This window comes from Anatilimnocola aquadivae (assembly GCF_049819085.1).
In the GTDB taxonomy this organism is placed as follows: domain Bacteria; phylum Planctomycetota; class Planctomycetia; order Pirellulales; family Pirellulaceae; genus Anatilimnocola.
The window spans coordinates 1127251-1144079 of sequence record NZ_CP187419.1 but is presented as its reverse complement, the minus strand read 5'-3'; the positions used below and the strand labels follow the sequence as shown (position 1 = coordinate 1144079).

Here is a 16829-nt window from a genome sequence, read left to right as displayed (position 1 = left end):
ACGACTGTAGCGGTTGCGCACGTCCTTCGGCAAAGGGGATTTGGCCAAGGCCTGCGACCAGCGGCGACTCTGCGCCAACTTTCTTAACCTAGATTTGCCGAGATTGGTTCGTCAGGCGGCGGACCTTGCGCAAAGTTTGTCCTCGTGACCGTTACCGATATGCAACTGCTGCTCGTTGAGAATGATCCCTGGATTGCCAGTCTGCTGTGCGAAGCAGCCAGCCTGCGCGCCAGCGGATTGATCATGCGGCACGTCGACACGTTTGAATTGGCGCTCGAGTTTCTCCGCTCGCAGCCCGTCGATGTCGTGCTGATTGAGTTGAACTTGCCAGACGAGCAAGGCCTGCGAACTCTCGACCGCCTGCACAATGAGTTTCCTAAGCTCCCCGTCGTCGTGCTCACGAGAATCGCCGACGAAGACATGGCGATCACCGCCATTCAATCGGGCGCGCAAGACTACCTGGTTAAAGAGGCTGTCAGCTACGGCCTCGTTTCGCGTAGCGTGCGGTATGCCTACGAGCGGAAGCAGATCGAACTGGAACTCGAGCGAGCTAAAGAAGAAGCACTCGCGGCCAATCGAGCCAAGAGCGAATTCCTCGCCCACATGAGCCACGAAATTCGCAGCCCGCTGACCGCGATCCTCGGCTTTGCCGATAACCTGCTCGAACCCAAGCTCGCGCCGGATGAAGTGGTAGCCGCGGCAGAAACAATCAAGCGGAATGGCCAGCACCTGCTCGAGATCGTGAACGACATTCTCGACATCTCGAAAATTGAATCCTGCCGGTTTGAAGTCGATAGTTTGAGTTGCAGCCCCGCGCAGATTCTGCTCGATGTGCTGGAAGTCCTTGAGCCTCGCGCTCGCGGCAAAGGACTCAAGCTCACACTCGACTGGACTCCGGGCGTGCCCGCCACCATCACTACCGACCCGGTGCGTCTGAAACAGATTCTGCTCAACCTGGTCAGCAACGCCGTGAAGTTCACCAAAGCCGGTGATGTGAAAATCGGCGTGAGACTGCTGGAACGATCCGGCCTCGAACCGATGCTGCAGTTCACTGTCAGCGATACCGGCATCGGCATGTCGTACGAACAGCAGCAGGGGCTCTTCAAGGCGTACCAACAGGGTGGCTCGTGGGTCAGTCGCACGTATGGTGGCACTGGCCTCGGCCTGGCCATCAGTCGCGAGCTGGCTCGTAAACTGGGTGGCGACATCTCGCTCGAGAGTCTGCCGGGCCAAGGCAGTCGCTTTACCGTCGTCGTCACCACTGGCTCACTGCATGGTGTTCCCCGCTTAAACTCCGCCGAAGAGAGCGAAGCGGAGAACACGCGTACGACGATGCGGATGACGAACATTCGGCTTCATTGTCGCGTGCTGCTGGCGGAAGATGGCCCCGATAATCGCCGGCTGATCTCATACTTGCTGTGCAAGGCCGGCGCACAAGTCACGCTGGCCGAAGATGGCCAGCAGGCTGTCGATCAGGTCTTGGCAGCCGAGGCAAATGGTGAACCGTTCGATCTGGTGCTGATGGATATGATCATGCCGGGCATGGATGGCGTCGAAGCGACTCGCCGCTTACGCGAGGAAGGCCTTCGATTGCCAATCATCGCCCTCACCGCTAACGCCATGAGCGGCGTGCGCAATCAATGCCTGGCCGCCGGTTGCGACGACTTTGCCACCAAGCCCATCGACCGCAGCACCCTGCTGACCGTCATTCGCAAGTGGCTGAAGCCAGCCTCGACGAATCTCGAAGCACTCAAAGTGCCCGTAGAATAGGGATGAATTCCTGAGCCGGAAGCGTGAAGAACGCCGGCTCACTCTGCTGATGACGTCAGCAACTCTTCCGAGATCGCTTCAATCTGGGCAGCGTCGATGCTGGTGGCCTCTTCGGCAAAGCCGACGAGCAGAGCTAGATCGCAGAGGCGATTGACGCGGCGTGGCACACCGAGCGAGTGCTGATGCACGGCTTCGAGGGCCGCATCGCTGAATATCTGACGTTCGACGCCCGCGGCCTGCAGACGATGTTGCACGTAGGCCATCGTTTCGGTGAGCGTGAGTCGCCGTAGCAGGCACTTCACCGCAAACCGCTCTTCCAGATTTGGTGTGCGCTCAATCGATACGAGCAAACCCGTCTGACCGATCAGCAAGAGCGTGGCCAGCGGTCGCCCCGCATATTGCAAGTTGAGCAACAGGCGCACGGTTTCCAGACCGCCGTTGGCTGCGAGCAAATGTGCTTCGTCGATGATCACCAGCGCGTGCTTGCCGGCGCGAGCATTGTCGCCGAGTACGGTTTCCAGGCGTCGCAAGCTTTGTTCGAGCGTCTCTGGTGCCTGCGAGCGTGCTTCGCTGAGTTGCCCGGCAAGGTAGATGAGAAGTTGATCGCTGGGCAACTGCGGAAAGACGATGTTCAGACGCGGCGAGAGCGCATCGCCACATTGCCGCAGCAAGGTTTGGATCAGCGTGGTCTTGCCGACGCCTGCAGGGCCAGCCAGCAACGCAGCAGGCTGGCGCATTTCGACAGCGTAACGCAGCTTTAGTAAAGCGCCCTGCTGACTTTCGCCAGGGTAATAGAAGCGCGCGTCGGCCGTGTGATCAAACGGCCGAGCGTTGAGTTGCCAATGCGCTTCGTACATGGTCAAAAATCCGTCCCACCGCTGCGATTACAGAAACGACAACTCAGGTTGCGTGACAAAGTTTTCGGCAATGCCCACGGCTTCGATGCCCGAATCGTACAAGCGATCGCCTACCGCGCGGCTCTCGCCGATCGAAGCGAATCGTGTATCTCGCACGACTACCGCCGCATCGAGCGGACAGTTCTCACCCTTGGGGAAGAGTGATTCACTGCCCGTGTTTAACGGGCCAAGGTCGACAATGACCAGATCGAAAGTGGCCGCCGTTGCTCGCAAGGTGGCGGTCACGCGAGGATCGGCGAGTGACAGCGGTGCCGACGACGAAGTGACTTCGAGTGGCAAGACCGTCAAGCGATCGGCCAGCGATTTCACCGCAGCTTCGCTGAGTGGAATCTTGCCGGTCGCGGCATCTTGCCAGCCATAAGCCGTTTCGAGGCCGAGCATCGAGGCCAATTGCGGTCGGCTGAAGTCGGCATCAACGAGCGCCACATGAATACCCGCTTGTGCGGCAGCGCGAGCGAGGCACAGCGCGAGTGTGGTGCGCCCTTCGCCACGGCGGCTACCGGTCACGCCGAGCACCTTCAAACCACCTCGCACGACGCTCAGCAGTTTGTTGCTGGCGCTGGCGAAGTAGCCGCTCGGATCGTGCATCAGTTTGTCGCACAAGGCGGGCCAGGTGAAGCGATCGACTTCCCAGAGCGGAACGTAGGGCCGCTTGGGGACTGTGTGTTCAGCGGCAGTGCTTTCAACAGCAGTATTATCGATCTTCTTCTCTTCAACGGCTTTTGCAACGATAACGGGCTCGACAGCCTGCTGTTCGGCTGGCTTACTCTCGGCCGGTGCTGGTGCAGGCTGCGACGTCTTCTCGGCCGGATTCTCTTCGGGTGCGGCCACGGGACCAAAGGCAATCGCCTCGATCTCGGAGGTTGTTTCGGCGGTGACTTCAGCCGGCAATTCGACAACCGGTTCAACAGCAGGCTCGATATGCGGAGCCGGCATGCGCGAGTGGCTGTTGTCGATCCGCAGTTTGCGTTTGGTCTTCTTTTCGATGACCGGCGGAGCGATGACAACCGGCTCTTCGTAGGCTTCTTCGATCGGCTCTTCTACCAGAGACAGTTCTTCGGTCGCCGGTGCCGTGTGCCAGCCATCGGCAACACTCTCGGTGCAGGTGACAGCCGGAGCCATCGGCAGTGCGAACCAGGTTTCGGCATCAGCCAGCGAGAGAGTCGAGTGAGCGACGATAGGAGCATCGACAGCCCACAGATTCGCAAACGCTTGTGGAGCGGATGGTGGCAACTCGAGCGTTGGCTCGATCGTTGGTTCGGCAATCGCCGCCGGCACTGTCGCAGCTTCAACGACTGCAATGTTGTGCTCTTGCGGAACCACTGGCGGTGGTTCCGGCATTGGTGGTTCGATGAAGACAATTTCTGGCGGCAGTTCGCCATCAGCACCGCGTTGCAGCAAATCGAGCCGCGCCAGTTGGCGCGCAATCTCCAGCATGCTGCGCGACCAGTTACGGCGCGGCGGCAAGGGGAGCGGATGCGAATCGACTACCGGTTCTACCGGGGTTGGTTCCGGCAAGGCAACTTCCGGCCGGCTCGCAGCACGACGTTGCAGGCGGCGCGGAACTTTCCGCTCAGGCTGCAAGTGCGAAGCAGGAACGGCTTTGGTACCGGCGGCGTTATCGACGCGGTAGAAAGTGCCTGCGTCGTACATGGCATCGAATGCAGCCGACTCACCTTCCGGTTCGCCCGCGTATAGCGAGGGCAAAGCGGGAGCGTAGTCGCCGCGCGGTGTCGAGCGCGGAGCAGCCGATGGTTCTTTTGCGAAGGCTTTAATAAAGGCCTGATCCAGTACGCTCATAACGATTACCGCCGGGGGTGGAGGTGAACGAAGCGGGGGACGTGCGTGATGGTACGCGGGTGCGGCCTTGCTCGGCAGGAGGAGCAGGGGGCAACAGTGGTGCATCTCGCAAGTTGGTTTCGGGATACTGCGGCCCATTCAAAGTCGGGCCAGTGCTCGGTGCGGGAGCTGTTCCTGCGGCCGGAGCGGGAGTGGTTGGTGCCTCGGGACGAGTCGCCACGCGAGCTTCGCCCGGCTGTTGCCAAGGGAAGAGCGGCGTGTTGTTGCTGGCTGGGGCTGCTTCGCCGCTGGGAACTACCGGCGGATGAAGGTCAGCCGTGGAGTTCGCCGGCGAATGTTGGTCGGCCGCAGCTGGCGAAGGAGTGGTATCCATCGGATGGCTGGGAGACTCGACAAGCCGCGGAGCCGTGTTGGCGGCTTCGGTAGGCGAATGATCGTGGTTGTGTTCGCCGGGAACTTCGATGGCGAGACCTACTGGCGCGGCAGTCTGTGGCTCGGCAACTTCCTTCACCGGCTGATTGCGACGAGCCAGATAGATCGTGCCAACCAAGGCAATCACAAACCCAATGGCAATGATCTTGCCATGCGAACCGAACCAGTCGCTGCTCTTCCCTTCGACCTTTTGCTGACGAGCTTCAGCTCGTTGGCGGCGGAGCGAGCCCGGCGAAGGCTTGGCAGCCTCAACAGCTGCTGCAGTCGTGGCAGTGCTCGTTGCTTTAGCATCGGTAGCCGCAGCAACGGTCGAAGGAGTTTTGGCGTCAGCTTTGACTTCGGTTTTGATTTCGCTCTTAACAACCGCTTTGGCTTCGACCTTGACCTCAGCCTTGGGCTCGACCTTGCTCTCGCTGACTTCCGGCGAGATTGCAGCGGCTTTGACTGCCGTGTCGATGACAGTGGGGAGTGTGCTTTTCGCCGCCGGTGAAGCGACGACTTCCGCCTTCTTTTCGACCACGGGCTTTTCAGCGACTGGATTTTCGATCACCGGTTTTTCAATAACCGGCTTATCGATTGCTGCGGGCTTGGCTTTCAGTTCCGAGCTCTTCAATTGCGGGCGATCTTCGACGGGCGAAGTTGTCAGTCCCATCGTGAGGGCCGTGGTCGAGAGGCCAGCGGCCATTTCGTACAAGCTGCTGGGTGTCTTCGGCCAGGGATCGCTGAAAGTGGTCGGTGGAAAGGCCGCAAACGGTGCCGAAGTGGGAAACCCACTTGGCAAAGGCGACATGCTGATCGGTGCCATCGCGATGGGTGCCGCAGCGGCTGCCACAGGCGCTGCCGGCATGGGCGGAGCAGGTGGCACGCGATTGATGTCGGCTAGCTGAAACAGCAGCGGCATCTCGCGGGCACGATGAGGCTCGGTCGCTGGCTCGGGGCGAGCAGACCAGAGAGTATTACCCGTCGATTGGTCGGTTGTATTCTTCATGAGTGGGGGAGTCCTTTCCCCGATCTGCCCGAGAGCAGTCATGCTCGCGCAGTGCCATCCTGGCGGCGCGCGAAGGGATGTTGTCGCCTTCCAATTATCGGTATCGGTCTTAACGGTCTTGAGCTTTGGTGAAACTTTGCGGACAAACATCGCTGCTAGGCTAGCAGTGGGTGGCGTTGTCTACGTCTTTCGCAGGGCGTGGCGGGACCAAACTTGGTGGTGATTGCGAGTCCTGCGATAGCAGTGCGCGCATTCCGCCGCCCGGCTCGGCATGTTATCATTCTGGCCTTCCCGCCTAGTTCCTCCCCGTGTTTTTGGAGTGCGAGATGTCTCAGCCTGGCCAGCCGTTGAATGCTTCCAGCGGTTTTCGATTGACCACTGTCCAATGGCTGATTTGCTTTATCGCAGCGATCGGTTTTGCATTTGACATTTACGAACTGTTGATGCTGCCGCTGATTGTGCGTGACGCCTTGCTGGAACTGGGCGGAATTCGCCCCGGCACCAAAGAATTCACGACGTGGTTCAGCTTGCTGTTTTATGTGCCTGCCGTGGCCGGTGGCATTTTTGGGTTGCTGGGCGGTTATCTGACGGATCGGCTTGGCCGCCGTCGCGTGCTGACATGGAGCATTCTGCTGTACGCCTTTGCGGCGTTTGCAGCAGGCTTCTCGACGAGCTTGCCGATGCTCCTCTTCTTCCGCTGCTTGGTATTCATTGGCGTCTGCGTCGAGTTTGTCGCAGCGGTGGCCTGGCTAGCAGAACTTTTTGATAACCCGAAGCAGCGCGAAGGTGTGCTGGGCTTTACGCAGGCTTTCTCTTCGCTCGGCGGCTTGTCGGTCGCGATGGTTTCGATCATCGTCGCCGCGTGGGCCAAGAACGAGGCTCCGAGCATTCTCTTCAAATCGATCACGCTGCCTGCGATGCAGCTTCCAGCGATCGCTTTGCCAGACTTCCTGAGCTTTCTCGGCACGATTCCGAATCCCCATGCTGGTTGGCGCTACTTGTTGATGTCGGGTTTGATTCCGGCCATTCCGCTGATCTTGATTCGTCCGTTCCTGCCGGAGTCGCCCGCGTGGGCCGCCAAACGTGAAAGTGGTAAGCTCCGTCGGCCTTCGATCGCTGAGCTGTTCTCGCCCGAATTGAAGCGAACCACGATCGTCACCACTTTGATGTTCACCTGCAGCTTTGGTGTGGCATTCGGTGCCATTCAGCAGATGCCGCAAATTGTTCCGGGCCTGCCCGAGACCAAAGAGGCGATCGCCAAGGCTTTGGAAGAACGGTTTCCGGCAGAGAAGCAAGAAGCTCTCAAGACGAAGTTGGCTGCGGAAGGCAAAAGTAAGGAGGAGATTGGGAGAGCCGTCGGTTTGGAGATTCGCAAGGTCGCTGGTCCGATCGAACAATCGCTGGCCAGTCACGCCACCGAACGACAAGAAGTGGGCGGTCTGGTCGGCCGCTTCTTGCTGGCGATTTTGATTTTGTTTGTTGCCAGCCGTCGCGCACTGCTGCGGATGTTCTTGATCCCCGGCATGATTTTGATGCCCATTATCTTCGGCTATGCCGGTACCACGAGCCTGCATTATCTGGAGTACGGCATCTTCGCTGCAGGTCTGCTTACCGTGGCTCAGTTCAGCTTCTGGGGCAACTACTTGCCACTGGTCTACCCGGTTCACTTGCGTGGGACTGGCGAGAGCTTTGCCGCGAACATCGGTGGGCGTCTCATCGGGACGTGCTTCGCCGGTGTGACGCAATGGATCGCCGTATACCTGCCGATCGATGAGCCCTATCCGACGAAGGTTGCGTACACGGCGGCCGGCGTGGCGTTCACGTTGTACGTAGTCAACTTCATCGCCAGCTTCTGGCTGCCGGAACCAAAGCCCGAGGCCTTGCACGAATAAGCTCGAAGGAGACGGCAAATGCCCGCTGAACCGGCGAAGACTACCGCAACCATCATTCCCTGTCTGCGCTATGCCAATGCACGCGCAGCCATCGAATGGCTTTGTACGGCATTCGGGTTTGAGAAGCGGGCAGTCTACGGCGACGAGAAGACTGTGCATCATGCCGAACTGACCTTCGGCAACGGCATGATTATGCTCGGGTCAAACGTCGAGAGCGAATTCGGCAAGCTGACCGCTCTCACCGCCGAAGTCGGCGGTCGCGGCACACAGAGTCCGTATATCATCGTTTCCGATGCCGACGCTCATCATGCCCAGGCAGTGGCTCACGGCGCGAAGGTTGTCATTCCGCTGAAGACCGAAGACTATGGCGGTCGTGGCTACTCTTGCCTCGACATCGAAGGCAACCTGTGGACCTTCGGCACCTATGATCCGTGGTCGGCGCCTCCGCAGAAGTAACTCGCCGGTAGCTACTGGCTGCGGAAGCGATTGCGTGAAGAAGAACGGTTCAGACTCCTGTCTTCCCGCCGCTCGTTGCTATAATAGAGGTTGTCATAGCCCACGCCTCTTTCAGCCCGCGCGCCACCATGCCTCTCTACGTTTACGAAGTGATCACCGACGACGATTCGGGCGAGCAGTTCGAAATCTTCCAAAGCATGGCCGAGGAACCGTTGAAGAAGCATCCCGAGTCGGGCCTGCCGATTCGGCGTGTCTTTCAGGCTCCAAATATTGGCGGCAAATGGTCCGATTCGGCGATGGGCAAGAGTGCAGCTGATGACAAGAAGCTCGGCCGGCTGGGGTTCACCAAGTACGTGAAATCCGGCGATGGCACCTACGAGAAAACCGTCGGCAAAGGCCCTGATACGATCTCGCGTGATGCCCCCGTTCAACCCGGCGACCTGTAAGTTGGCCGCCGGGTCAGCACAGCTGTCTACTGCTGAAACTCGTAGCCAAAAATCGCGTTGAAGCCGGTACCGTCGACGCCGCTGCCGAGCACGCGGTAATACTTGTCGGTGATGTTCTCCAGCGACAAGCTGATGCGGTGCTGATTGGTAGCACCAAATGTCGTGCCCGTTCGCATGTTGAGCGTGGCAAAGCCCGGCGTGGCGAATTCGCCATTCACGTAGAAGCGGCTGTCGGAGTTGCTGGCCGGATTGTTACGATCCTGGCGATTCACCATCCAAGTGAAGACCTCGAAATAGCTCAGGCGAAGATCGTCGCGCCAGCGCAACCCGAGCACACCCTGGGTCGGCGGAATGCGGGTGTAAGGCTGCGAGGTCGTATCGTCGCGGCCGAACGTATAGGCGAAGTTGCCGAAGGTCGACCAGTTGGGGTCGAGCAAATACTCGCCCGAGAGTTCGGTGCCGTTCAGGTAAGCCTGGTGATTGCCGAGGATGACGTTGCCCATCACGACATCGCGCGTGATGTAGTCGTCGATCTGCATCCACCATTCATAGATCTGCAGCCGCAGTTTGTCGCCGTTGTACTTAGCACCAATTTCGTAGGTATAGCTGTGCTCGGGCTGTAGATTGAGCGCCAACAGTTGCGGCTGTTGATTGGCATTTTGTTGAAAAGTGTTGTTCGCCGTCAGATCGTCGATGGTTGGCGCACGGTAACCTTCGTACACACCGCCCACGAGGTTGACTTCTTCGGTCAGCTTGTAGGTCAACCCCAGGCTGCCAACCCAATCTTGATAGGTGCGTGAATAAAAGACGTCTTGCTGCACATTCATGGGAAACGTGAATCGAGGCGTCCCTTGCTGATCGGAGTTTTCGTAGCGTACGCCGGCGACCGCGTTCAATCGCTCGGTGAGGAAGACGTCCCAATTCAGGTAGCAGCCCACGCGATCGGCGATGGAGTCGTCCGGATATTGCGGACCGGCCGCTTGTTGAGCGGGGGGCAACGGCAGGCCTGTTTGCACGCTGAAACGCTGCCGCGTGGCATCGATGTCTTCGTAGTAATAGTCGGCACCGTAGGTGAAGATGCCGAGCCCTTCGTTGCTCAGGTCTTTCGACAGGGCGACCTGAAAGCCCACCATGTCGTTGTCGAACTCGCCTTCTTGGCGGCGCGTATAATCGTCGAGCGGCACACTAAAATTCGTGAACTCCCGCGAACCTTCTTTCGTTCGTTGATAAGAAAAGGTCGTCGAGAACGTATCAAAGAGCGGGTTGATGTTGTAGGCCAGACCCTGCCAACGAATGTAGGCCAGATCGCGCTGCTGCGGGTCGAAGAAGGTCGGCCGCGGCGTGTTGCCGGGACGGTTGTACACGAACGGAGCAAAGCGATCGCTGCGCGGCAGGTTCTGCTGCTCGAAGTGCGAGAGGGCAAACGTCAGCACCTGATCGTCGTTGACCATCAGGTTATATTTGATATCGCCCGCATACTGATCGTAATTGGTGAAGGGCTGGTGGCCTCGACCGCCTCCGATATCAACGTCGTGTACGTCCATGTAGCTGGCACCGGCAAACAGCCCCCCGCCACCGACCCAGCCCTCGATGTTTGCGCGGCTGTAAGGCGCGCCGTCGGCCGTGCTAAAGAATTGCCGAAACGAACCGGCCGTGTAGTCAGCACGATAGGGGTCGGCCGAGCGCGTCACAATGTTGACGGTGCCACCGATGGCATCGCTGCCGTACAACACCGAGCCACTGCCGCGCAGAATCTCAATCCGTTCCACTTGCCCGGGATCGAAGGTGTTGAAGTATTGATTGGGCCCCGAACGGAGCACGCTGTTGTTCACGCGAATGCCGTCGACCAGAATCAGCAGTTGCTGGCCAGTGACGCCGCGAATGAACGGCGATGCCTGACCGCGTCCCGTTTGTTGCATGAGCACACCTGGCTCGAACTGCAACGCCCGGAACATATCGCCCGCTTGCTTCTCGCGAATCGTCTCGCGGTCGATGATGGTGCCAAAATTCGACTGCTCAAAGAGCGACTTCTCACCTCGGATCACATTGTTCAGGCCGCCGATATCCAGCGGAGAATCGCCCCCGAAGAACTGATCGGCCAACGAGGGAAAAGCCGGATTGCCAAAAGTGGGCTCCGCTTCGCTGGGTTCGCTGAATGGCTGCACGGGCGTGGGCTGCCCCACGACATCGGTATCGGGCAACGTCTGCGGTTGGGCCGTCGTCGGCTGCGTGTTGCTGGTCGTCTCTTGCGCGCCGAGCAACGCGGGAACGGCCGCGAGCGCGACTGCGGCGGCCAACCATCTCGGAAAGTAGAACATGGCGAAACTCCGTCCTGCTACGCACGAGTTGGCCCGAAGCTGGTCGCGCGCGGTCAGGAGCCTGGATGCTTCGTAATGTTCGGCAGCGGCAGAGTTTGACGATTACAGATGTTCTTGCAACCGGTACCGCTTAACACGATCAAGCAAACTCTATGGCGATTTAATCGCCTCGATTGTCGTCAGCATCGACATGGCTGCTTCAAGCTACTGCTAGCGAAATGTAATTTGCCCAGAGATTTACAGGCTAAAGCAAAGTGCGGTCCGCGGCGCGCGACTTGCCAGCAGCTAGCGGCCATGAATGAATCAAATCTGCCGCCGGACAAGAAGTCTGAATCAACGCCGACGCAGAACTCTGCGGGGGCCAGTCAAAAGCCGCGCGTCTATCGCTCGGACGAACTCTTTGGCGGCGACCGCGAGATCTGGATTGAACATGGCGACCTGCAATATCGCCTGCGCATCACCAGCGCGGGCAAGCTGGTGCTGAACAAGTGAAATTCCGGTGCGGTGTCGTGGACAAACCTACGTGGGACCAGCGGCTCTAACTGCTGGGGAGACATTCTCGGCGTACTTCTCGAAGTTCTCTTTGAACTGACCGCTCAGCTTTTTGGCGGTAGCGTCGTACGCCGCTTTATCGGCCCACGTGCTGCGCGGTTGCAGCAGTTCGGTCGGTACACCCGGGCAAGTCTTGGGAACCGCAATGCCGAATACGGGATCTGGCGTCGTCTCGATCTTCGCCAGAGTGCCGCTGTGTATGGCATCGATGATTGACCGCGTCAGTCGCAGCTTGATGCGCGAGCCAGTTCCGAATGCGCCGCCCGTCCAGCCAGTATTCACTAGCCAGACATTTGCTTGATGCTGCTTCATTTTCTCAGCAAGCAGCTCGGCGTACTTTGAGGGATGCCACACCAAGAACGGTCCGCCGAAGCAAGGCGAGAACGTCACTTGAGGTTCGGTGATTCCCATCTCGGTGCCCGCGACCTTCGCCGTGTAACCGCTGATGTAGTGATACATGGCCTGCTCGGCCGTCAGCTTGCTCACGGGGGGCAACACTCCGTACGCATCGCAGGTGAGGAAGATCACATCGGTCGGATGACCGGCAACGCAGGGAATCTTGGCGTTGCGAATGAACTCAATCGGGTATGCCCCGCGCGTGTTCTCGGTGACACTGACATCGGTGAAATCGACGTGATGTGTCGCGGCATCGTAGACCACATTTTCGAGTAACGCGCCGAAGCGTAGCGCCTGAAAGATCTCGGGCTCGGCTTCAGAACTCAGGTTGATCGCCTTGGCGTAGCAGCCACCTTCGATATTGAAGATGCCATCGTTCGACCAGCAATGCTCATCGTCACCAATCAGCAGGCGATTCGGATCGGCTGAGAGCGTCGTCTTGCCGGTACCCGACAGGCCGAACAATAGCGACGAGCGCCCCGTCTCTTTGTCCGCGGTCGCCGAGCAGTGCATCGATAGAATGCCCTGTTTGGGCATGTAGTGATTCATGAGCGTGAAGACGCCCTTTTTCATCTCGCCGGCATACTCGGTGCCGAGGATCACCATCTCGCGCGTGGCCAGGTTAACATCGATACTCGTCTTCGAGGTCATGCCCGGGGTGTGACGGTTCGCGGGAAATTGCCCGGCGTTGTAGATGATCGCATCGGGTTCGCCGAAGTTAGCCAGTTCTTCGGCTGTGGGGCGAATCAGCATGATGTGCATGAACAGGGCATGATAGGGCCGCGAACAAACGACCCGAATCTTCAGCCTGGTCGCCGGATCCCAACCGGCAAAGGCATCGACGATGTACAGCTTCTTGCGGGTGTTGAGATAGTCTTTGGCCCGCTCCAGGTTGATCTGAAAGATCTCGTCCTTGATGCCGATGTTGACGTTGCCCCACCAGACATCGTTTTCGGTAATCGGTTCCTTGACGATTCGTTTGTCTTTGGGCGAGCGACCGGTCTTGGCACCTGAGTAGGCAATCAGCGCGCCGGTATCGGCAATGTTGCACTGGGGATCTTCGCGAATGCCCAGCGCGTAGAGTTCGGCTGGGGCTAGATTGCGGCGAATGTCCGCGACGGTGATGCCGATGCTCTTAAGATCGAAGGCCGGAGTGGTTCCGGGGTGTGGATCGGCAAACGAACTATCAGGGACGTGAGGCATGTGGGCGAAATCCTGCTCGCGCAACAAGGGAGATGGTGAAGAAACGTGAGCAGCGGTCCACTCGAAGCATCCGCCTCTGGTGCTTCAAGAAATGACCTCTGCTCGCGAGCATCTTCGCATGGCGAGCTAACACGCGAAAGGAGAGGAGCCGTTCGCGGCTATCGAACCTGCTACCTGCCAGCCTGCTGACCCACGGCGGGGCGAACTTGCTGTGCAGTTGCGCCGCTGGCAGCACGGCAGTACTGATCGAATGTGACGAGGGTGAATTTATCGCTCACCATATAAGTCTGCGCTTGCTCGATCCGCTTTTGATCTTCGCCCGAGAGTCGCCAAACAATAAGGTGCTTGGAATGGACTTCTGCCTTACGGTGGAACTTGTCCGATTGGACGACTCGTTCGATGCGCAGGGGAAGTAAGCCCTGGTCGAAGATGGCTGCGTTGAGTTCCAGGCGGGCACCAGCCGGCAAGTTGCCTCGCACGGAGTTGAGCCGGGCGTACCAGTCGGCGAAATATCTGAAATCGCGCGCGGCATCGGGATGGCGAGGCTTTTCGCCAACGGCCGTGTATTGAATGACTTTCGCTTCCAGCTTCAGACGAGTGAACTTGTTGCCGTTCTCTTTGAAGGCTTCGTGCTTAACGATAAATTCGGGCTTGGCCGCGGCTCGAAACACAGCGTCGGTTTCTTCGAGCGCTTTGGCCTGCAGCGATAAGGCTGCTTCTAGCAACTCCTTCGTGTCCATGGTTGCTTTGAGCTGCCGCTTGACGTCGAGCAGCGTGAGTTTGCCCTGTCTGGGCTCGAAAACGGTGATCTCTTCGGAGTTGGTCAGCAGGAAGTCGTAGATTTCGCCTTCGTTGAAGATGGTCAGGTTTTCGCTGAACGGCTCCTTGGCGGAGCCAATGAATAGCTCGGTATCGATCCGAAAATCCTCCCCTGCAGCCAGTCCAAAGGTGGCAAGCGCGAGGGCGGCGGAAAGTAGGAGCGTGGCGGGTCGCATGGCTGCGTCCTTGCTGGGATGGATTCGTTAACTGTCTCGCTCGGCGCGCATTTTTCGCAGCCGCAAACTCGCGCGGAGAGTAGGGAAACGCCTGCAGAGCGTCCAGAGCAGTTCCCTACTCAGCTAGCGGGTGCCTCAACAGATCGGAGTGGCCAGCCTATAATGCAGGAACAGTCACCACGCCCGAAGAAATCCCGTCCGAACCGAAGGCCAAGATGAGCGGCACGATCAGCCTTGAGGAAATCATCAGCGAACTCGAAGATCTCGAGGGGCAGGAACGGCTGCAGTATTTAATGGAATTGGGCGATACCCTGCCAGAGTTTCCGGAAGCCTGGCAGACGGAACCCAATCGCGTGCTGGGGTGCATGTCGCAGGTTTGGTTGATCCCGCGGGTCAAAGACGATGCCCGCGAACTGGAGTTTCAGGGAACCAGCGATGCGGCTCTCGTGCGCGGCCTGATTGCCTTCGTCCTGGCTGTTTACAACGGCCACTCGCCCCAAGCAATTCTCGACTATCCGATTGACGAAACCATTGAACGGGCCGGCCTGCGCAACCTAATTGGCATGCAGCGAAGCAGCGGGCTGCGGTCGATGATCCGCCGCATTCGCGATCTGGCAGAACTCGCTCAACAATCACCCGAAGCCTTAAAGGCGGGTGCTGCCACGGCAACGGAGAATGGCAATCCCAGCGGCTCTCCTACACCAAAGTCGCTACCGCCAGCAAAGCAGTCTTCATCTGCCCCGCCTCTCTCCTCCCGTCCCTCGACTCCTTCCCCACTCGACGTGGCTACCATTCGCCAGCAGTTCCCGATTCTGCAACGCCAGCTGGAAAACGGCCGTCCGCTGATTTATCTCGATAACGGCGCCTCGACGCAGCGGCCGCTGGCGGTGCTCGATGCGATGCGGTCGGTCGAAGAGACGGGCTACAGCAATGTCCATCGTGGTGGGCATCGGCTCGCGGCCGAATCGACAGAATTGTACGAAGAGGCCCGCTCGTTGGTCGCGCAATTGCTGAATGCCAAGTCGCGCCACGAGATCATCTTCACCAGCGGCACGACAGCCGGCATCAACTTGGTCGCGCAGAGTTACGGCGGTTCACAACTGCAGGCTGGTGACGAGATCCTGCTCACCGAAATGGAGCATCACTCGAACATCGTTCCCTGGCAGCAAGTGGCCGAACGCACGGGAGCGGTGATTCGCTGGGCTCCGATCACCTCTGACTATCGACTCGATCTGGATGCCTTCGATCGCCTGCTGACTTCGCGCACGAAGATTGTGGCGATCACGGCTATTTCGAATGTGCTGGGCACGATTAACCCGCTCCGCGAACTGATCAGCAAGGCGCACGCGATGGGCGCAGTGGTGCTCGTCGATGCCGCGCAAGCAGCGCCGCATGAACCGCTCGATGTACAGGCGCTCGATTGCGACTTTCTCGCCTTTAGCGGGCACAAAATGTTGGGGCCAACCGGCATTGGCGTGCTCTATGGGAAAGAGTCATTGCTGAATAGTATGCCGCCGTTCCTCGGTGGCGGCAGCATGATTCATCGCGTCACGCTCACCGGTTTTACGTCCGCCGATTTGCCCCACAAGTTCGAAGCGGGCACGCCGCCAATTGTGCAAGCGATTGGCCTGGGTGCCGCAGTGAAGTATCTGAACCAGATCGGGCTGGAGAACATCCTGCAGCATGAGCGGCAACTAGTGCATCGCGCTCACGAACTGTTGTCGGCGATTCCCGGCTTGAGAATTCTCGGCCCCGATCCCGAGTTCAAGAGCGGCATCGTGACGTTCGTACTCGATGGAGTGCATCCGGACGATTTGTCGCGGTTGCTCGATGTGCAAGGAATTGCGGTGCGCGCAGGCCATCACTGCGCGATGCCGTTGCACGCTCGCTTAGGCATTTCGGCCAGTTGCCGTGCGAGCTTCTATCTCTACAACAGCTTGGACGAAGTTCAGACACTCGCCAGTGAGTTGACGCAGATTCAAAAGCGCTTTGTGCGGTAAAGTTGTGCGCCAAATTGGCGCACTGCGAGCCATCTGGCTGTGGCATCGCGCGCATTTTTCGATCAACGGGCGGTGATTGCTCAGCGAGCGCGCTGCCCGAGATCAATCCGTATCTTTGGCAGCTCAATCGTCATGTTCCGGGGAATTGTCGCCTGACAATTCGGAAATCGGGGTAACTTTGGGCCTCTATATCGCCGAGTTTTAGGGCGAAAACGCCCGGAAATCGCGATTTGCGCCTTTCCCATTTCAGCTTGCCGCCCCGCTGGCATGCAATTCGCAAAAGTCTAGCTACACCGAGCAGATTGTCCCTGCTGACAGACTGCCGCGTGTCTACCTGCCCTGTGTCAACACAACGCTGTGCTCCTCGTGAGCCAGCTAATAATTTTTGATTGGTTTGAAAGGGGATTGCGATGAAACATTATTGGCATATCGCAGCTGCATTGCTGCTTGCCGTCGTCATACCACTCGATGCTTCGGCTCAACGAGGCGGTGGTGGTGGGGGCCGCGGTGGTGGGGGCGGAGGCGGAGCCCGCGCAGGTGGAGGTGGAGGTGGAGGGGGCGGAGGCGGTGCACGTGTCGGTGGTGGCATGAGTGCCCCACGCGCAAGCAGCGCGCCGCGCATGAACTCTGCGCCACGTGCGAGCAGCGCGCCTCGTGTAAACGT

General features: G+C 58.9%; 12 protein-coding genes. 6 read left to right on the top strand and 6 right to left on the bottom strand.

Features of this window, described 5'->3' with window-relative positions:
* Nucleotides 1-144 precede the first annotated feature (144 nt).
* Complete coding sequence (locus NA78x_RS04455) at nucleotides 145-1770, top strand: response regulator (RefSeq protein WP_425617219.1); 1626 nt, start codon at nucleotides 145-147, stop codon at nucleotides 1768-1770.
* A gap of 38 nt (nucleotides 1771-1808) precedes the next feature.
* On the opposite strand, the gene NA78x_RS04450 is transcribed toward NA78x_RS04455, so the two are convergent.
* The 3 genes from NA78x_RS04450 to NA78x_RS04440 are packed head-to-tail and all read right to left on the bottom strand — an operon-like array spanning nucleotide 1809 to nucleotide 5907.
* The gene (locus NA78x_RS04450) at nucleotides 1809-2627 is read right to left on the bottom strand and encodes an ExeA family protein (RefSeq protein WP_425617218.1); all 819 of its coding nucleotides are present in this window, start codon (nucleotides 2625-2627) and stop codon (nucleotides 1809-1811) included.
* A gap of 27 nt (nucleotides 2628-2654) precedes the next feature.
* The gene (locus NA78x_RS04445; protein ID WP_425617217.1) at nucleotides 2655-4487 is read right to left on the bottom strand and encodes a P-loop NTPase; all 1833 of its coding nucleotides are present in this window, start codon (nucleotides 4485-4487) and stop codon (nucleotides 2655-2657) included.
* Nucleotides 4459-5907 carry a hypothetical protein gene (locus NA78x_RS04440; protein WP_425617216.1) on the bottom strand — a complete coding sequence of 483 codons (1449 nt, stop codon included), beginning with the start codon at nucleotides 5905-5907 and terminating at the stop codon, nucleotides 4459-4461. The genes NA78x_RS04445 and NA78x_RS04440 overlap by 29 nt, the downstream gene beginning before the upstream one ends.
* A gap of 326 nt (nucleotides 5908-6233) precedes the next feature.
* Here NA78x_RS04440 and NA78x_RS04435 point away from each other — a divergent pair, with 326 nt between their 5' ends.
* The 3 genes from NA78x_RS04435 (at nucleotide 6234) to NA78x_RS04425 (ending at nucleotide 8701) form a co-directional block, all read left to right on the top strand.
* Entirely contained in the window at nucleotides 6234-7799 is a 1566-nt protein-coding gene (locus tag NA78x_RS04435; RefSeq protein ID WP_425617215.1) for an MFS transporter, read from the top strand.
* 18 nt (nucleotides 7800-7817) lie between these two features.
* Complete coding sequence (locus tag NA78x_RS04430; RefSeq protein WP_425617214.1) at nucleotides 7818-8255, top strand: VOC family protein; 438 nt, start codon at nucleotides 7818-7820, stop codon at nucleotides 8253-8255.
* A gap of 128 nt (nucleotides 8256-8383) precedes the next feature.
* Nucleotides 8384-8701: an FmdB family zinc ribbon protein gene (locus tag NA78x_RS04425; RefSeq protein WP_425617213.1), complete on the top strand. Its 318-nt coding sequence runs from the start codon at nucleotides 8384-8386 to the stop codon at nucleotides 8699-8701.
* A 26-nt stretch (nucleotides 8702-8727) separates the two neighbouring features.
* Here NA78x_RS04425 and NA78x_RS04420 read toward each other — a convergent pair whose 3' ends face one another.
* On the bottom strand, nucleotides 8728-11019 hold the full coding sequence (locus NA78x_RS04420) for a TonB-dependent receptor (protein ID WP_425617212.1): 2292 nt from the start codon (nucleotides 11017-11019) through the stop codon (nucleotides 8728-8730).
* A 294-nt stretch (nucleotides 11020-11313) separates the two neighbouring features.
* Between NA78x_RS04420 and hemP the strand changes: the two genes are divergently transcribed.
* Nucleotides 11314-11511, top strand: a complete 198-nt coding sequence (gene hemP, locus NA78x_RS04415) for a hemin uptake protein HemP (protein ID WP_425617211.1) — start codon at nucleotides 11314-11316, stop codon at nucleotides 11509-11511.
* A 27-nt stretch (nucleotides 11512-11538) separates the two neighbouring features.
* On the opposite strand, the gene pckA is transcribed toward hemP, so the two are convergent.
* Nucleotides 11539-13170 (bottom strand): phosphoenolpyruvate carboxykinase (ATP), encoded by a 1632-nt coding sequence (gene pckA / locus NA78x_RS04410; protein WP_425617210.1) that lies wholly within the window; start codon nucleotides 13168-13170, stop codon nucleotides 11539-11541.
* 170 nt (nucleotides 13171-13340) lie between these two features.
* Entirely contained in the window at nucleotides 13341-14165 is an 825-nt protein-coding gene (locus NA78x_RS04405) for a hypothetical protein (RefSeq protein WP_425617209.1), read from the bottom strand.
* A 215-nt stretch (nucleotides 14166-14380) separates the two neighbouring features.
* Between NA78x_RS04405 and NA78x_RS04400 the strand changes: the two genes are divergently transcribed.
* On the top strand, nucleotides 14381-16165 hold the full coding sequence (locus NA78x_RS04400; RefSeq protein ID WP_425617208.1) for a SufS family cysteine desulfurase: 1785 nt from the start codon (nucleotides 14381-14383) through the stop codon (nucleotides 16163-16165).
* Nucleotides 16166-16829 lie beyond the last annotated feature (664 nt).

Bases quoted from the DNA above. Each gene is read 5' to 3' on its own strand.
- NA78x_RS04400 (WP_425617208.1), top strand. From the start codon at position 14,381: ATGAGCGGCACGATCAGCCTTGAGGAAATCATCAGCGAACTCGAAGAT.
- NA78x_RS04440 (WP_425617216.1), bottom strand. From the start codon at position 5,907: ATGAAGAATACAACCGACCAATCGACGGGTAATACTCTCTGGTCTGCT.
- NA78x_RS04450 (WP_425617218.1), bottom strand. From the start codon at position 2,627: ATGTACGAAGCGCATTGGCAACTCAACGCTCGGCCGTTTGATCACACG.
- NA78x_RS04445 (WP_425617217.1), bottom strand. From the start codon at position 4,487: ATGAGCGTACTGGATCAGGCCTTTATTAAAGCCTTCGCAAAAGAACCA.
- NA78x_RS04435 (WP_425617215.1), top strand. From the start codon at position 6,234: ATGTCTCAGCCTGGCCAGCCGTTGAATGCTTCCAGCGGTTTTCGATTG.
- pckA (WP_425617210.1), bottom strand. From the start codon at position 13,170: ATGCCTCACGTCCCTGATAGTTCGTTTGCCGATCCACACCCCGGAACC.
- hemP (WP_425617211.1), top strand. From the start codon at position 11,314: ATGAATGAATCAAATCTGCCGCCGGACAAGAAGTCTGAATCAACGCCG.
- NA78x_RS04430 (WP_425617214.1), top strand. From the start codon at position 7,818: ATGCCCGCTGAACCGGCGAAGACTACCGCAACCATCATTCCCTGTCTG.
- NA78x_RS04405 (WP_425617209.1), bottom strand. From the start codon at position 14,165: ATGCGACCCGCCACGCTCCTACTTTCCGCCGCCCTCGCGCTTGCCACC.
- NA78x_RS04420 (WP_425617212.1), bottom strand. From the start codon at position 11,019: ATGTTCTACTTTCCGAGATGGTTGGCCGCCGCAGTCGCGCTCGCGGCC.
- NA78x_RS04425 (WP_425617213.1), top strand. From the start codon at position 8,384: ATGCCTCTCTACGTTTACGAAGTGATCACCGACGACGATTCGGGCGAG.